The organism is Bacillus sp. FSL W7-1346 (assembly GCF_038593335.1).
Classification (GTDB): domain Bacteria; phylum Bacillota; class Bacilli; order Bacillales; family Bacillaceae; genus Bacillus; species Bacillus altitudinis.
The window spans coordinates 2,336,935-2,349,594 of sequence record NZ_CP151988.1; the positions used below are offsets into that span (position 1 = coordinate 2,336,935).

Consider the following 12,660-nt stretch of genomic DNA (forward strand, 5'->3'; position numbering starts at 1 on the left):
ATTACATAGAGCAAAATTTTATAAAATCAGTATCCAACATAAAAAACATCACTCGTCATTTTCATTGAGTGATGTTTCACATTCTGTATTTATCTCACTACCCCGTTTTCTTTTAAAAAACGCTCAAACAGCTGATTTCCTTCACCTTCAATTTTGTCATCTTCAATAGAATACTCGCCAATCAACAGCCCTAAATCTTCATATTTTTCATAATGCTTTAAAAGCGTTATCCCATACCATGTATGATCAAAGAATAATTGCCACTTTCCTGTTTCTAAACTCTTAAAAAACACTCCTTCAACATCAAGACCCTGTTCGTAATAGCCAACATGTACATGCATGGTATCATCTAAACGACACATTTTATTCTCCTTCTCGTTCCCCGTAAGAATTTATAGATCTTGCTGAAATTCAATCGTCCTCAACTCCACCCATTCAACACTATCAGGTATCGATTTTGTTTTTAGAAAATGTTGAACGATTTCATAAGCTTGATGTCGATCGACGTAGCTGCATGAAGGTACATACAATGGTGCGCCTGCAACGACATGCTTGATTGTTTCTATCTTCTCTACTTTTTTAAAAGGAACCAAAAAATCTGGATATCTCATAAGAAAAAAGCCATAAGGTTCATGATAAAAGAAAACAAGACTTTCCGTTTCCCAATCTTCATCCACTTCAATAGAAGATTCTCCATTCCCTTGTTTCCAATAGTCTTCATCCTTATGGAAGAAGATTTCTTTCATCCATTCTTCTCCCGGATTTTCCACTGGAGCACCGGTTGGTCCATAATACAAAAACATTCCATTCTCTCCTTGTTCATTTATTGATCCCTTGTTCTCTTTCCTTCAAATGTGTAAAATGCACGCGTCTGTTTATTTAATTTTAACATGCTGAATAACTGTGGATTTAATTTTTCAGCATCTTGGGTGCTTACCCATTTTACTTCTTCAATATCATGATCAGGATCTAGAATATTCATCTCTCCCCCGATGATTTCCGCAAAAAACGTAAAAATAAGTGCATGATGCATGTTATCTTGAAAAAGTATTTCTCTAACAGAATGAAGTTCATTTACTTTAATCACATATCCTGTTTCTTCTCTCACCTCACGGATCACAGCTGGCTGCAGATGTTCTCCTTTTTCCACTGCACCACCGGGAAACTCCCAATAACCTTTCACATTTTTCACCATGAGAATATGTTCATCCATGTCATAAATCAAAGCTGACACCACGTCTACTCTCTTCAACTGAATCCTCCTCACCCATTGTCGAAAATATAAAACGAGCTGTTCATATCAATCTTTTCTCATTATACTGTATCCTTGTTACGAAAGATTGGAAGGCTTAGCTCGTGGATCATTATGCTCTTGCTGATTGTCCAAATCAGATTTACGAGGAACATCGTCTCTCTTTTGAGACAATTCAAGGAGTCAAACGAGAAAATCATTGAAAAACGACAAGTAAAAAACCTCCTTCATTTAGCGGGAGGTTTGTTTATTTGATTCTCTTTCAATTGTTTCTCATCACATAACATATATCTGATCCGCTGTAGATAATGGAGCGCAATATGACCGAGACAGAACATAAGCCCGATCATCGCGAGAATATAGATAGGCAGCATCAAACCAGGTACATTGTTTATGACAAAAGCCAAACTAACTACTGTCAGCATAATGAGGCTAATAAACCTTATCAATACCACTTGAAGTCCCCCTTCATATTCACCTTAACAGATTTTCCCTTTATTTTCATGACATGCTTAAAAAAAGATGCGAATCCACTAAGATTCACACCAAAAGGGGTATTACCTATTCGGCTCATTTCTCTTCTCACGCGCTTCCTTCCACTGCTCAAGCTCAGATACCGTCAATAATTGATATCCTTGTTTGGTGAGTTCTTTGATAATCGTGACGGCTGCGTTGGCTGAGGTGTCATAGATGTCGTGCATTAAGACCGTTTCACCGCTAGATGCATGAGTTAGAATGTAGTCCGCGACGTATTGGCTGTTTCGATATTTCCAGTCTTCAGGATCCACATCCCAAAGGGTCACTTTCATGTGAAGAGCTTCGTTGATTTGCCCGTTTGTCCCGCCATATGGTGGTCTAAAATGAGTCGGTGTGAACCCGCTCGCTTTTTCAATGATTTGCTGCGTGTCTTCTACTTGTTTGACCGCTTGTTTTAAAGGAAGTCTTGTGAGCAAAGGGTGGTTATAGGAATGGTTTCCAATTTCATTTCCACCCTTTCTAATTTCACCTAGCATATCGGGATAATACTGAACCCTGCTGCCTAATACAAAAAATGTGGCATGTCCTTTGTTCTCTTTTAATGCTGTTAAAATTTTTGAGGTCGTTGATGGATTGGGCCCATCATCAAATGTGAGTGCAATGGCTTTTTGATTCGGATGAAATGTGGATGTTTTCGGCAGTTTCACAATCTTTCTTGTTGGAATCGGTTCTTTTTTCTCGTTTTTGTTCATTTCTTTCTTCATATATTCAGGTTTTAATATTCCTTTCAGTAGTGTTTTCTTAATCGCTAACACTTGAGGGCCTTGATGATTTGGAGCGATTTGTCCTCTTGGAAAGTAGAATTCGATATAGCGATCCTTGATGGCAAAATACTGATAGTTCTTCGCCGCAGGAGACGTTCCCTGTTTGAGCAGCGGCTGATTTTCAGCTAGCGTTCGATCTTTTTTTAATTCCTCAAAAGTCATATGAGATAATTTTTGAAGATTGTCCTTCTTTGATAGAAAGATATCGTTGATTGATAAAAATGTCTGTTTCTTGAAATCAAAGTTCATCACCTTCGTTTGATTGACGCCTTGCTTTCCGCCCTTCACTTCATATGTATTGAATTTGATTGCGACGGTTTGCTTGGCATAATGAATGATCTCATAATCGATGTTTAATTCGTATCGTTTTTCTTCATTGACATCACTCGCTTGACTAAATGATGTTTTAAACTTTTCTAACGCTGTCTCTGCAAATCTTTTGATCTCCTGATCTAGTTTTTCTTGATGAAACAGCGGATAGTTGACAGCATATCTCATGAATTTCCCGTCATTCACAAGTGTGACTATTTCAACTTGTTTGTAGCTCGCATCTTGTTCTACTTTTTTCCTCTCTGTCCCGCTTGCTTGCTGATTATGATAAAACGCAGCGATACCGATGACGACCGCAAGTACACATAGGACGAGACTGATCTTCCCTTTCGTTGACACAATGATTCTCCTCTCGTGATGCCGTCCTGTCTGGATGACGTGTGTTTGTAGGATAGACTTTTCACAGCCCCTTTTTAGTTTGCAAAAAAACACATTTGTCACATTTTCGACATATTTTACGAGAGACATATAAAAAGGGCTTGATCGCTCAGCCCTTATTTTTGCATATACAGTTGGAATAACTTTGTTTCTTCATCAATAGAGCGTGCCTGGTCAAAAGCTGCTCTGACTGTCTTTGAGTTGTTCACCAGCTCATACAGCATGGTGAGAACAAAAATAAATGACGCATTTCCATCAATGTAGTCATCGGGCGCTGTATAGGATATCGCCCCTGTTTCTAAAAAAGCTTCTGCCAACTTTTTTTCGCCTAGTGTACAGCCTGTACATATAATGTGGACTCCATTTAACGAAGCATACCGCTTTATGTCATCCGCACCAAAAGCAGCACCTCTCGGCTCACCCTCTTCGTATACATCTTCTCCTAACTCCGGCATGAGAAACGCTCCTTCTTCTCCGTGAAAGGATAAAAGAATGAAATCCGTTTCGCCTCTATTCCTCCCGGATAAAACATTAATCAGGTCATTCGGTCTGCCTATCCAATGCATATCGACTTTTGCGCCAAAGTTTTCAAGTGCTGCACGAAGCGCAAAGGATTCCAGCTCACTATTTGGTCCGGCTATCAACGTGATGCGCATGACTGGCTGGCTCATTTATATCCCCTCCAAACGATGATAAACATAGCACCATTTTTTCCTCATCTACATAAGCACCATTTATTTTTAGTGCTTTTTCCTCTACCGCATACGACTTAAATCCAACAGACTTGTAAAGATGTTTGGCTGGGTCGTTTGTTGTGACCACTGTTAAATATATTTGTTCGATGTCTTTTTTTTCGCGTGCAAAAAAAAGTACTTTTGTCAGAAGTGCCTTCCCCATTCCTTTTCCGCGTCCACCGGTCGTTACATACATCGCTGCCACATTGGCACGGTGCTTTAATTTCTGCAAGGTTTCTTGTATGAGTGTAACCGAACCGACCAGCTGACCTTGATGAAAGGCGCCGAATGTCCACATAGATTGTGTAGAGGCAAAACGAGCCTTATATTTATTCTTCGTATCTAGCTTCTCTTCCTCGTAACTCATAGCAAAACTCTCTGGATTTAATCGGAGTGCTTCTAATCTCAAGTTCGCATATTCCTGAGCATCTTCTGGTGTTAACAATCGAATATTCAGAAAATCGCCTCCATCAGAATGAATTGATACTTCCAATTTTATCTTGAAAGGCGCTTTTGATCAAAGAATATTGGTTCATTTACATATAGCACATTTCTTATAGACTTTTAGGCTCTCTTTCGTTTTTGTGAAAACAAGGTCATTTTGATCATGTTCACTCGATATTTCCTATCCAAAACGATTCTTTTCTCACTTATCTTTTCACTTATTTTATATTAACCTATAACTAATTCATGAAAAAAAAGAAAAAAAAGGATTGATATGAACAAAAACATATCATAAGATAGAATAGTAATAAAAAGACAAAAAAGGGAGGAATTTGATATGACAGAAACAAGAAATGAAATCAAACTACATGTTCTTTTTGGTGCTTTAGCAGTAGGATTCCTTATGCTAGCTCTTTTTTCCTTCTCGCTACAAGTACTGCCAGTTGCTGATCTAGCAAAAGAATTTGGTATTCCAGGCAGTGTTGCCGCTGTGGTTCTTAATGTGGTTGAAGCGGGTGGAGCTGTCACTACAATTGTCTCCATTTTAACTGCTGTAGGTTCAGGCGGTCTTTCTCTTATTGCTGCGGCTGGTAAAGAGACAATTCGTCAATACCTTAAAAACGAAATTAAGAAAAAAGGCCGTAAAGCCGTTATCGCTTGGTAATTTATTTAACGACTCAATAGAAGGAGACTCTGTTCTCCTTCTATTTAAATTTTTGTGCAGGTGAGAAGATGTTATATCCTTTATTATCACTACTTCTATCCATTAGACTGGAGCAGCAGTATTCTAATATCGCTCAGTACGTTATACGAAAAATTCCATTTCTCAAGTCGTTTTCTTCAAAACAGTACATATTTTTTTCTTGTATTCTTGATATCATATTCGGATGCATGATTGTATTCGTTATATCTTCATTTCTTTACTCCCCCGTCTATCAAATAGAATGGGAAAGTGCTTTTGTGATGTTTTTATTTTTATTTTCTATCGTCAAAGGAATTGAATCTTATAGAAGAACTCATCTTCTTCCTTTTAAAGAATTGATACAGCTAGCACCTGTTTCCTCTAGACAACTTTTTCAAACGCTTCTGTTTTCAGAATTGATTTGGCTTGTGTTTACGAGTTTGAGCACTTATTTGATCTATTTTTTGTTTCAATATGATATTGTTCAAACACACGATCTGGCATTCTGGTTAAAACATGTCAATGTGATGCTGACAAGTATCTTCCTATTTATCATCAGCAATAAGATATTCGGTGCTTATATTTATAACATCGTCGTAAAAAAAATCGGGGCCATTCGTGTCCTCTTTTTTGCAAGCATCGCTTTGCTTTTTTTCTTATTCGGAAGGGTTCTCATATTAAACATCATTTTCCCTTTTTATCACACCTTCCAGCAACTATTTCAATCGATCTCATCGCTTGCAGAGGATTCGTTTTGGATCACTCTTTCAAACAAGCTGATCTCTTTATATCAACATGATCTTCAGCAAATGCATCATGCTTTATTTTCAGATGGCTCTGTTTTTCTACAATTTCAAGCCCTTTTTAATTCACCTATTACATTGATTGTTGTGATACTAGGTAGTGCGCTTGTCATGAGAAGTCCTGTTCGATGGATTCCAACGGAAAAAGATCAAGACCAAAGCTCAAAGCATTTTCGGGATTTATTTTATTGGTACTTTCAAGTACTGCATAAAATTCAGGGTTTGTTGTTTAGACAAAATGTGTTGATTCAAAAAGACATCAAGCTGTTGAAAGAAAAAAGGTGGCTTCTATCTAAAGAATTGTTTAATTATATGTTCATGTCATATGAAGCCTTCTTTTATATTGGTGTTTTTACCGGATTGATCTCGATCATCGATCATCAAGCCTTGCAAATTCAGCTGCTATTCACACTCAATATTATGATACTAGCGAATCAATCTTATGAGATGAGAATGCTGACACCTTCTATTTTTGCTTTAAGTGCTGAAAAAAAGAACATTTGGCTTTACGAGCTTTCTCAAATATCTCTATTGCAGTTTTTCTTATCAAAAATCCAGTTATTTTATTGTTTATTTTCCATACCAGCACTCTGTTTACTATTCATTAATCTATCTATTATGACTGTGTATCAACTGTTTCATGTTCAGATGCTCATTCAACTGGTGGCATTAGGGATTGGCTTTTTCATTTTTCCTTTAATCCAACTGTACTTGTTTCCATTCACAACGAAATTCAATTTTATTCATGAGCATGAAATAGGGACAACAAATGAGGAATTAGAGATCATCGATAAAGGTCAGGCATTTGCCAGAAACTTTCTTGTTCTGCCTTTTATGTACTATTTGATTTTGACCTCTTTTCTCCCTATATTGCAGCAATCCTCAGGGCTCGTAAACGTGCTGTTCGCTATATATTTTGTGATCGTTTCAGTGATTTGCTGGATATTATGCCGCAAGACCATTTATAAAGGAATTGAGTATGTTGAAAAAAATAAGATATTTTCTATCGGAGAATAGATTGATTCTACGCCTCGGCTATCTTTACGCCAGTGTATTTATTGCAGCTTTGCTCATTGGATGCCTCCTTCCTTATGATCAGATTCCTTATTTAAAAAAGGATAAAGACATGTTTTTTCTCTCTATTTTTTCAAACAATTTACAGGTTGGACTTGCCATTCTAGGTATCGGGGCTTTTACTGGCGGCATTATGTCTGCTGGCATTCTTTTTTATAATGGCTATATCATCGGAAAACTCATTCAGTTTCTGATAGCCCATCATGAAGTGCCGCAGTTATTCACTGGCCTCATGCCGCATGCTTTTGTTGAGATTCTTGGTTTGATCCTCTTTTCAATCGTCAGTGCTTTTCCATTTATTTATCTTTACCGGTTTATGAAAGGTAAGGCCATTGATGTAAGAAAGCTGACTCGGACTGTGATTCAGTTAATCTTTGCCGCTGTAGTGCTCTTGTTGATTGCCTCTCTTTTAGAGGAATATGTCAGCCATGTACATCTATCTTAGAAGAAAGGAGAATGTGGTTCTATGGAGCTACTTCTACGCCCTAAACAATTTTTCAACCAACATCAATCGACCAAAACTGTTATAGGCTTAGTCTTACTATCTTTATTTGTTTCAACTGTTTTTTTAACATTTTTCATCATTGATTTGTTAGTAGAGGAACCATTATCTGCGGGAAAACAATTAGCCAGCATTGTATTTATCTTTTTACTGACAATCCCACTTTATTTCATATTGAATTTTCTCGGTACTGTCGTGACTTCAATTTATATGTACTTTTTTCATAAAACGTTTATTTTGCGCAAAATGTATTTTGTCATCTTGCTTTATAATGCGTTTCTTCTATTAGTGAATAGCGCAGCAATCTATTGTGTGATGGTACTCGATTTAGATCATTATTTTATCTTCATCCAAGCGGTTTCGTTTTTGATCAACTTGTACCTTTTACGCATCCTATATGACGGGATCATTTATTATGCTAAAGGATCAAAAAAAGCCGCCCTTGCGACCGTCATCTTGTATATGCTGGTGACCACTGTTTTTGTTATTGGAGGATTTATCAATGGCTAGTTTGCAAGTGTCTCAGCTATCTTTTCGTTATGAAACAACTGAAGAAAGCTCACCCCTCCTTGATCAAGTATCTCTTCATCTGAAAGAAGGTGATCGTGCTTGTATTATCGGGAAAAACGGCAGCGGTAAATCGACACTTTTAAAGATCATCGCAGGTCTGCTTCCTTCAGTATCCGAAACGGTTTTACTCAACGAACAGCATCATCCTGGGTCAGCTCTTTATAAAGGGTTGGTCGCGTACATCCCAGATAAGCCTTTGGTTTATGATGCGCTGACTGGTATCGAGCATATGAATCTTATACAGTCGCTATGGAAAATGAATCAGTCAGAAAAAGAGGTATACAAAAAGACCTTTCTCTCGCTTTGTGATGCATTTGATTTAACTCATGCACTTAAGATGCCTGTCAAACAATATTCACTAGGTATGAGATATAAGCTTTTCTTTAATTGTATGGCGGCCAGATCACCAGAACTAATCATTCTTGATGAACCTTTTACATCTCTTGATGAGGCATCTCAAATGCAGTCTATTTCTTTATTAAAAGAAGAATTCTCTGATCAATGTGTTTTATTTACAAGCCATCAGCACTACCTTTATTCAGAATTAGGAAATCGTTTTTTCGGGCTTGATCATGGACAACTAAATGAAATAGAGCGTTAAACGTACAAAAGGCATCCCATCACAGGATGCCTCACTTCTTTTTACCATTAAACTACCACTTACAGCGTTTGACCGGGCGGCAGCAAGGATTCTTGATATCACTGCCACAGTCATATTCTTCCACAATATACTCATTTCGAGTAGATTGCGTTACAGGGTAGTAGTTTTCAATTCTTTTGATGTTTTTATTGACGTTTGTGATATGAGTTGGATGAATCTTTCTGATCGTTTGTTCATTTGTTGTCGTGTTGACAATTTGACGTGTAGGGGATACAACCGTTTCAACTTCTCCATGATTCCCTCTGCGAGGCCCAAAGAAAAAATTGTCTAATCGATTCCGGCTCATCTCAACACCCCTTCAAGTTGTCTTTCACTTACACTCTATCGTATGTAAGAGGCGCGATTAGTGATTAGATGCTTGTCTATTTTTGATAAAATCCGCTGGTGATCTAGTAGTCTCATCACCCTTTACAATAGGACAATTTTAACATATTATACAAATGATCTCTTGTGAAGGAAAGGACATTCATTGATGAAGACAAGACATAAACTTTTTTCATTTTTCATCCTGCTCGTCGTAGTTATCACCCTTCCCTTGCTGTCGCCTATGGTTTTTACAAATGCGACTGAAAGAGGAGCGATACGGCATGCCATTTATCAAGAAGGCTACCCTTACCAAAGCTATTTTGCTATTTTGCAAAAAAAGGACGATGTAGACCCTCAATATGGTCAGCTGTATGATGTGTATTGGCAGGCTTGGAAAAGTGAGACGGGAATGACGCCTTCCGTCTGTTATTCAAAAAAGGTAGAAGACCATGAATATAAAGTCAGCTGCGGAACTGCACCATAACATTTTTCAATAACTTTAAAATTAGAGGTGAACGATTTGATCAACACAACACAAACCATCGAACGAAACAAACTGGACATTGCACTTGAACTGACGCAATTGCACTTGAATCGATATGAAGCAAATCATCCTGATCAGCTGAGTGAAATTTATGCGAAATATTATGCGCTTCTTGAAGTACTGGACGTATCCTCATCTGATCAATTAATGGATTTACTGCCAGATGAACTGAAACAAATACTTGATTAAAAAAGCCATCTATCCACACAGGATAGATGGTTTTCTTTAGACACGTGCAGCCATATCGGTTTCGATTTGTTCTAAGCTTCTTCCTTTTGTTTCGACTAATACAAAGCGCGTGAACAACAGGCCAATTAAGCAGATGACCCCAAATGAGGAGAAAATCACGCCAAAGCTGAATTGGTCAGCTAAGATAGGGAACACAAGGCCAACTGCTAATGATCCCGTCCAGTTAAAGGCAGAGGAAATACCTGCTCCAATGCCTCTTACAGAAAGCGGGAAAATTTCACCAATGATAATCCATGTGATCGGTGCCCATGAGAAGGCATAGCACAAAATAAAGCAGCAAAGTGAAATCAATGTGACCCAGTTTAATATGCCTTCACTCACTCCGAGCGCACCTAATGCCGCTGGTGCAAAGAAAGACAGGGCCATCCCCGTTCCCCCAACTGTGAGAATCGTTCGGCGGTCGAACCGGTCGACGAATTGTAAAAAGATCACGGTCGTCACAACAAATATGACTCCAACAATGACGGTAAAACCTGCGGCAACTTGCGGAGCAAGACCTACATTTCTTGCGATACTCGTTGCATAATACACAATGGAGTTCGCCCCCTGTATTTGCTGGAGTGTCGCCATTCCGACCCCAATAAAGAGAGCCATACGGAATTTCTTTTGAAATAATTCACGAATGCCTGAGCGTTCTTCTTTTGCTACTTCTAAAATTTCTTGCATTTCTGCTTCAATCTCTTCACGTGATGAACGAAGTGATCCTAATACTTCACGTGCCTTATGAGCCATTCCGTGTTTAATTAAATATCTTGGAGATTCAGGAAGTTTCAGCATGCCAATATAAAGCACGATTGCAAATAAAGCAGCACTTCCCAGCATCCAGCGCCAGCTGTCTGGAATTGGTTCAAACACAAATGCGACGATATAGCTAAGCAATAATCCACTCACAATCATCAGCTGATTCAGGCCGGACAATTTCCCGCGGATTTTAGCTGGAGCGATTTCAGACATGTAAGCAGGCACGAGCGATGAGGCTGTCCCTACAGCTGTTCCTAAGAAAATCCGGGCAATGGTTAATGAGATTTCTTCTGGTGCAATGGCTGAGCCAAGCGCACCGACAAAAAAGATAATCGATGACACCAAAATGAGCTTTCTGCGGCCAAACTTATCCCCCATCAGACCGCTTAAAATGGAACCAATGATCGCCCCGCCCATTAATGAAGAAACGACGATGCCAAGCCATAACGGGCTGAGCTGAAATTCTTCCTGAATGTGCCCTTCTGCTCCTGCGATAATGCCAATATCATATCCAAATAAGATACCTGCAAAGGACCCGAAAAAGAAGATAAATTTACTTGATACTTTTTTCTCCAAGTGGATGACCCCCTCACTTAATAAACCGCTTTCATTTCTGCCTGCCATTCTACCGTTCACAGTAGAATGCATTTCACCCTTCTTTATAAAACCACATATTCTGCATTCACAAGCTTTGCAAAATGAACAATTTGATCAACCGTTAAATTGAGAGATACGACTGTATGATGACCTCCGCCGTGCTTAATCCATGCTTTGACGCCATCTTGAAAGTTCGGTTTGATTTTCCAGAGGACTCGTGCCACCGGTAAATGTGGTGCTGCTTCCTGCGGCTCAAAGGCTTCCACTTCTTGAATCAGCCATTTGAAATGTGTTCCAAAATCAGCAATGGAGACAACAACGCCCTCGCCTGCTTTTCCATCAAACACAAGACGTGCTGGGTCTTCCCGGTTTCCAATGCCTAGCGGAGACACGACAATGACAGGTTTTGTATGTGCAAGCGCTGGATCTACTTCTAACATATGAGATTGCAGCACTGCTTCCTGACCAGAGGTCATTTCATATGTGTAATCTTCCATAAAACCTGTGGATTGATGATGGCTCATCACCTTTAATAAACGATCCAGTGCGGCGGTTTTCCAATCCCCTTCACCCGCAAAGCCATATCCCTTTGCCATCAGCCGCTGAACGGCTAAACCCGGAAGCTGCTTCATGCCATGTAGATCTTCAAAGTTTGTCGTAAAGGCATTGTAGCCGCCTTCATCTAAGAAACGTTTAATGGCAATTTCATATCGTGCTTGCACTTTTACACTTTGTTCCCATTCTTCCGCCGAATAACTCCCATAATCCACGTCATATAACGTTAAGTACTCAGCAAACAGAGCATCAACTTCTGCTTCTTCCACGGCATTTACATAGTTCACAAGGTCGCCTATTCCAAAGTAATCAACGGTCCAGCCCAGCTGGATCTGCGCTTCAATTTTATCTCCTTCTGTCACCGCAACGTGGCGCATATTGTCACCAAACCGAGCCACTTTGATGTGGAAGCTCTCATGATAGGCAGCCGCAACGTCCATCCAATCAGCGATTTGCTGCTTCACCTCCTGCTTCGACCAATGACCTGCAACGATTTGGTTTTGCTTATTTAAACGTGCATTGATATAGCCGTACTCTCTGTCTCCATGTGCCGATTGATGGAGATTCATATAGTCCATATCAATCGTGTCCCACGGAATGTTTTCATAGTATTGCGTGACGAGATGCAAAAGAGGCTTTTGCAAAAGAGACGTACCACGTATCCACATTTTTGCTGGAGAAAACGTATGCATCCAAGTCATCACACCGATGACCTCATCACGATAGTTGACCTCTTTCATCAGCTCTGTGATTTGATCCGCACTAACCGCCAGTTCCTGCAGAATAATAGGATAAGGCAGCAAACCGCTCTCATTTAAGGCATCTGTTATCTTTTGCGCATCTGCCTTCACTTGCTTCAGTGCCTCGTCCCCATATAAGTGCTGTGACCCGACGACAAACCAACATTCTTTCTTCTGACTTGTTAACATAGAAATCC

At 39.3% G+C, this 12,660-nt stretch carries 17 protein-coding genes; 7 read left to right on the top strand and 10 right to left on the bottom strand.

What is annotated here, in order from left to right:
- Positions 1–89: 89 nt before the first annotated feature.
- The 7 genes from NST09_RS12070 to NST09_RS12100 all read right to left on the bottom strand — a co-directional run bounded on the left by NST09_RS12070 (position 90) and on the right by NST09_RS12100 (position 4,440).
- Positions 90–362, bottom strand: a complete 273-nt coding sequence (locus NST09_RS12070; protein ID WP_017358042.1) for a DUF3986 family protein — start codon at positions 360–362, stop codon at positions 90–92.
- A 30-nt stretch (positions 363–392) separates the two neighbouring features.
- Positions 393–803, bottom strand: a complete 411-nt coding sequence (locus NST09_RS12075) for an Imm1 family immunity protein (protein ID WP_342493030.1) — start codon at positions 801–803, stop codon at positions 393–395.
- 20 nt (positions 804–823) lie between these two features.
- Entirely contained in the window at positions 824–1,252 is a 429-nt protein-coding gene (locus NST09_RS12080; protein WP_060832447.1) for an NUDIX hydrolase, read from the bottom strand.
- 227 nt (positions 1,253–1,479) lie between these two features.
- On the bottom strand, positions 1,480–1,707 hold the full coding sequence (locus NST09_RS12085; RefSeq protein WP_342493031.1) for a hypothetical protein: 228 nt from the start codon (positions 1,705–1,707) through the stop codon (positions 1,480–1,482).
- Between the two features lie 102 nt (positions 1,708–1,809).
- Positions 1,810–3,222: a polysaccharide deacetylase family protein gene (locus NST09_RS12090; protein ID WP_342493032.1), complete on the bottom strand. Its 1,413-nt coding sequence runs from the start codon at positions 3,220–3,222 to the stop codon at positions 1,810–1,812.
- 155 nt (positions 3,223–3,377) lie between these two features.
- The gene (locus tag NST09_RS12095; protein WP_025207660.1) at positions 3,378–3,932 is read right to left on the bottom strand and encodes a hypothetical protein; all 555 of its coding nucleotides are present in this window, start codon (positions 3,930–3,932) and stop codon (positions 3,378–3,380) included.
- The gene (locus NST09_RS12100; RefSeq protein ID WP_046344043.1) at positions 3,886–4,440 is read right to left on the bottom strand and encodes a GNAT family N-acetyltransferase; all 555 of its coding nucleotides are present in this window, start codon (positions 4,438–4,440) and stop codon (positions 3,886–3,888) included. The genes NST09_RS12095 and NST09_RS12100 overlap by 47 nt, the downstream gene beginning before the upstream one ends.
- A gap of 336 nt (positions 4,441–4,776) precedes the next feature.
- Here NST09_RS12100 and NST09_RS12105 point away from each other — a divergent pair, with 336 nt between their 5' ends.
- The 5 genes from NST09_RS12105 to NST09_RS12125 all read left to right on the top strand — a co-directional run bounded on the left by NST09_RS12105 (position 4,777) and on the right by NST09_RS12125 (position 8,671).
- Positions 4,777–5,103 (top strand): uberolysin/carnocyclin family circular bacteriocin, encoded by a 327-nt coding sequence (locus tag NST09_RS12105; protein WP_017358050.1) that lies wholly within the window; start codon positions 4,777–4,779, stop codon positions 5,101–5,103.
- 299 nt (positions 5,104–5,402) lie between these two features.
- A complete protein-coding gene (locus NST09_RS12110; RefSeq protein ID WP_234915757.1) occupies positions 5,403–6,941 on the top strand; it encodes a hypothetical protein in 1,539 nt (512 codons plus the stop codon).
- A 1-nt stretch (position 6,942) separates the two neighbouring features.
- Positions 6,943–7,443: a stage II sporulation protein M gene (locus NST09_RS12115; protein ID WP_342493033.1), complete on the top strand. Its 501-nt coding sequence runs from the start codon at positions 6,943–6,945 to the stop codon at positions 7,441–7,443.
- 21 nt (positions 7,444–7,464) lie between these two features.
- On the top strand, positions 7,465–8,010 hold the full coding sequence (locus NST09_RS12120) for a hypothetical protein (RefSeq protein ID WP_045034088.1): 546 nt from the start codon (positions 7,465–7,467) through the stop codon (positions 8,008–8,010).
- The gene (locus NST09_RS12125; protein WP_060781212.1) at positions 8,003–8,671 is read left to right on the top strand and encodes an ABC transporter ATP-binding protein; all 669 of its coding nucleotides are present in this window, start codon (positions 8,003–8,005) and stop codon (positions 8,669–8,671) included. Before NST09_RS12120 ends, NST09_RS12125 begins: the two co-directional genes overlap by 8 nt.
- Positions 8,672–8,723: 52 nt before the next feature.
- On the opposite strand, the gene NST09_RS12130 is transcribed toward NST09_RS12125, so the two are convergent.
- Positions 8,724–9,017, bottom strand: a complete 294-nt coding sequence (locus NST09_RS12130; protein ID WP_008342559.1) for a CotD family spore coat protein — start codon at positions 9,015–9,017, stop codon at positions 8,724–8,726.
- 186 nt (positions 9,018–9,203) lie between these two features.
- On the opposite strand from NST09_RS12130, the gene NST09_RS12135 reads away from it, so the two are divergent.
- Positions 9,204–9,521 (top strand): hypothetical protein, encoded by a 318-nt coding sequence (locus NST09_RS12135; protein ID WP_048003119.1) that lies wholly within the window; start codon positions 9,204–9,206, stop codon positions 9,519–9,521.
- Between the two features lie 27 nt (positions 9,522–9,548).
- Positions 9,549–9,770: a hypothetical protein gene (locus tag NST09_RS12140; protein ID WP_224558471.1), complete on the top strand. Its 222-nt coding sequence runs from the start codon at positions 9,549–9,551 to the stop codon at positions 9,768–9,770.
- A gap of 36 nt (positions 9,771–9,806) precedes the next feature.
- Here the strand turns inward: NST09_RS12140 and NST09_RS12145 are convergent, their stop codons facing one another.
- On the bottom strand, positions 9,807–11,147 hold the full coding sequence (locus NST09_RS12145) for a sugar porter family MFS transporter (protein WP_007501378.1): 1,341 nt from the start codon (positions 11,145–11,147) through the stop codon (positions 9,807–9,809).
- Positions 11,148–11,230: 83 nt separating this feature from the next.
- Positions 11,231–12,652 (bottom strand): L-arabinose isomerase, encoded by a 1,422-nt coding sequence (araA, locus tag NST09_RS12150; RefSeq protein WP_017367659.1) that lies wholly within the window; start codon positions 12,650–12,652, stop codon positions 11,231–11,233.
- Positions 12,653–12,660 lie beyond the last annotated feature (8 nt).

What these genes read in the sequence shown, in the direction of transcription:
- NST09_RS12070 (WP_017358042.1), bottom strand. Translation starts at nt 362, where the DNA reads ATGTGTCGTTTAGATGATACCATGCATGTACATGTTGGCTATTACGAA.
- NST09_RS12075 (WP_342493030.1), bottom strand. Translation starts at nt 803, where the DNA reads ATGTTTTTGTATTATGGACCAACCGGTGCTCCAGTGGAAAATCCGGGA.
- NST09_RS12095 (WP_025207660.1), bottom strand. Translation starts at nt 3,932, where the DNA reads ATGAGCCAGCCAGTCATGCGCATCACGTTGATAGCCGGACCAAATAGT.
- NST09_RS12105 (WP_017358050.1), top strand. Translation starts at nt 4,777, where the DNA reads ATGACAGAAACAAGAAATGAAATCAAACTACATGTTCTTTTTGGTGCT.
- NST09_RS12110 (WP_234915757.1), top strand. Translation starts at nt 5,403, where the DNA reads ATGTTTTTATTTTTATTTTCTATCGTCAAAGGAATTGAATCTTATAGA.
- NST09_RS12120 (WP_045034088.1), top strand. Translation starts at nt 7,465, where the DNA reads ATGGAGCTACTTCTACGCCCTAAACAATTTTTCAACCAACATCAATCG.
- NST09_RS12125 (WP_060781212.1), top strand. Translation starts at nt 8,003, where the DNA reads ATGGCTAGTTTGCAAGTGTCTCAGCTATCTTTTCGTTATGAAACAACT.
- NST09_RS12130 (WP_008342559.1), bottom strand. Translation starts at nt 9,017, where the DNA reads ATGAGCCGGAATCGATTAGACAATTTTTTCTTTGGGCCTCGCAGAGGG.
- NST09_RS12135 (WP_048003119.1), top strand. Translation starts at nt 9,204, where the DNA reads ATGAAGACAAGACATAAACTTTTTTCATTTTTCATCCTGCTCGTCGTA.
- araA (WP_017367659.1), bottom strand. Translation starts at nt 12,652, where the DNA reads ATGTTAACAAGTCAGAAGAAAGAATGTTGGTTTGTCGTCGGGTCACAG.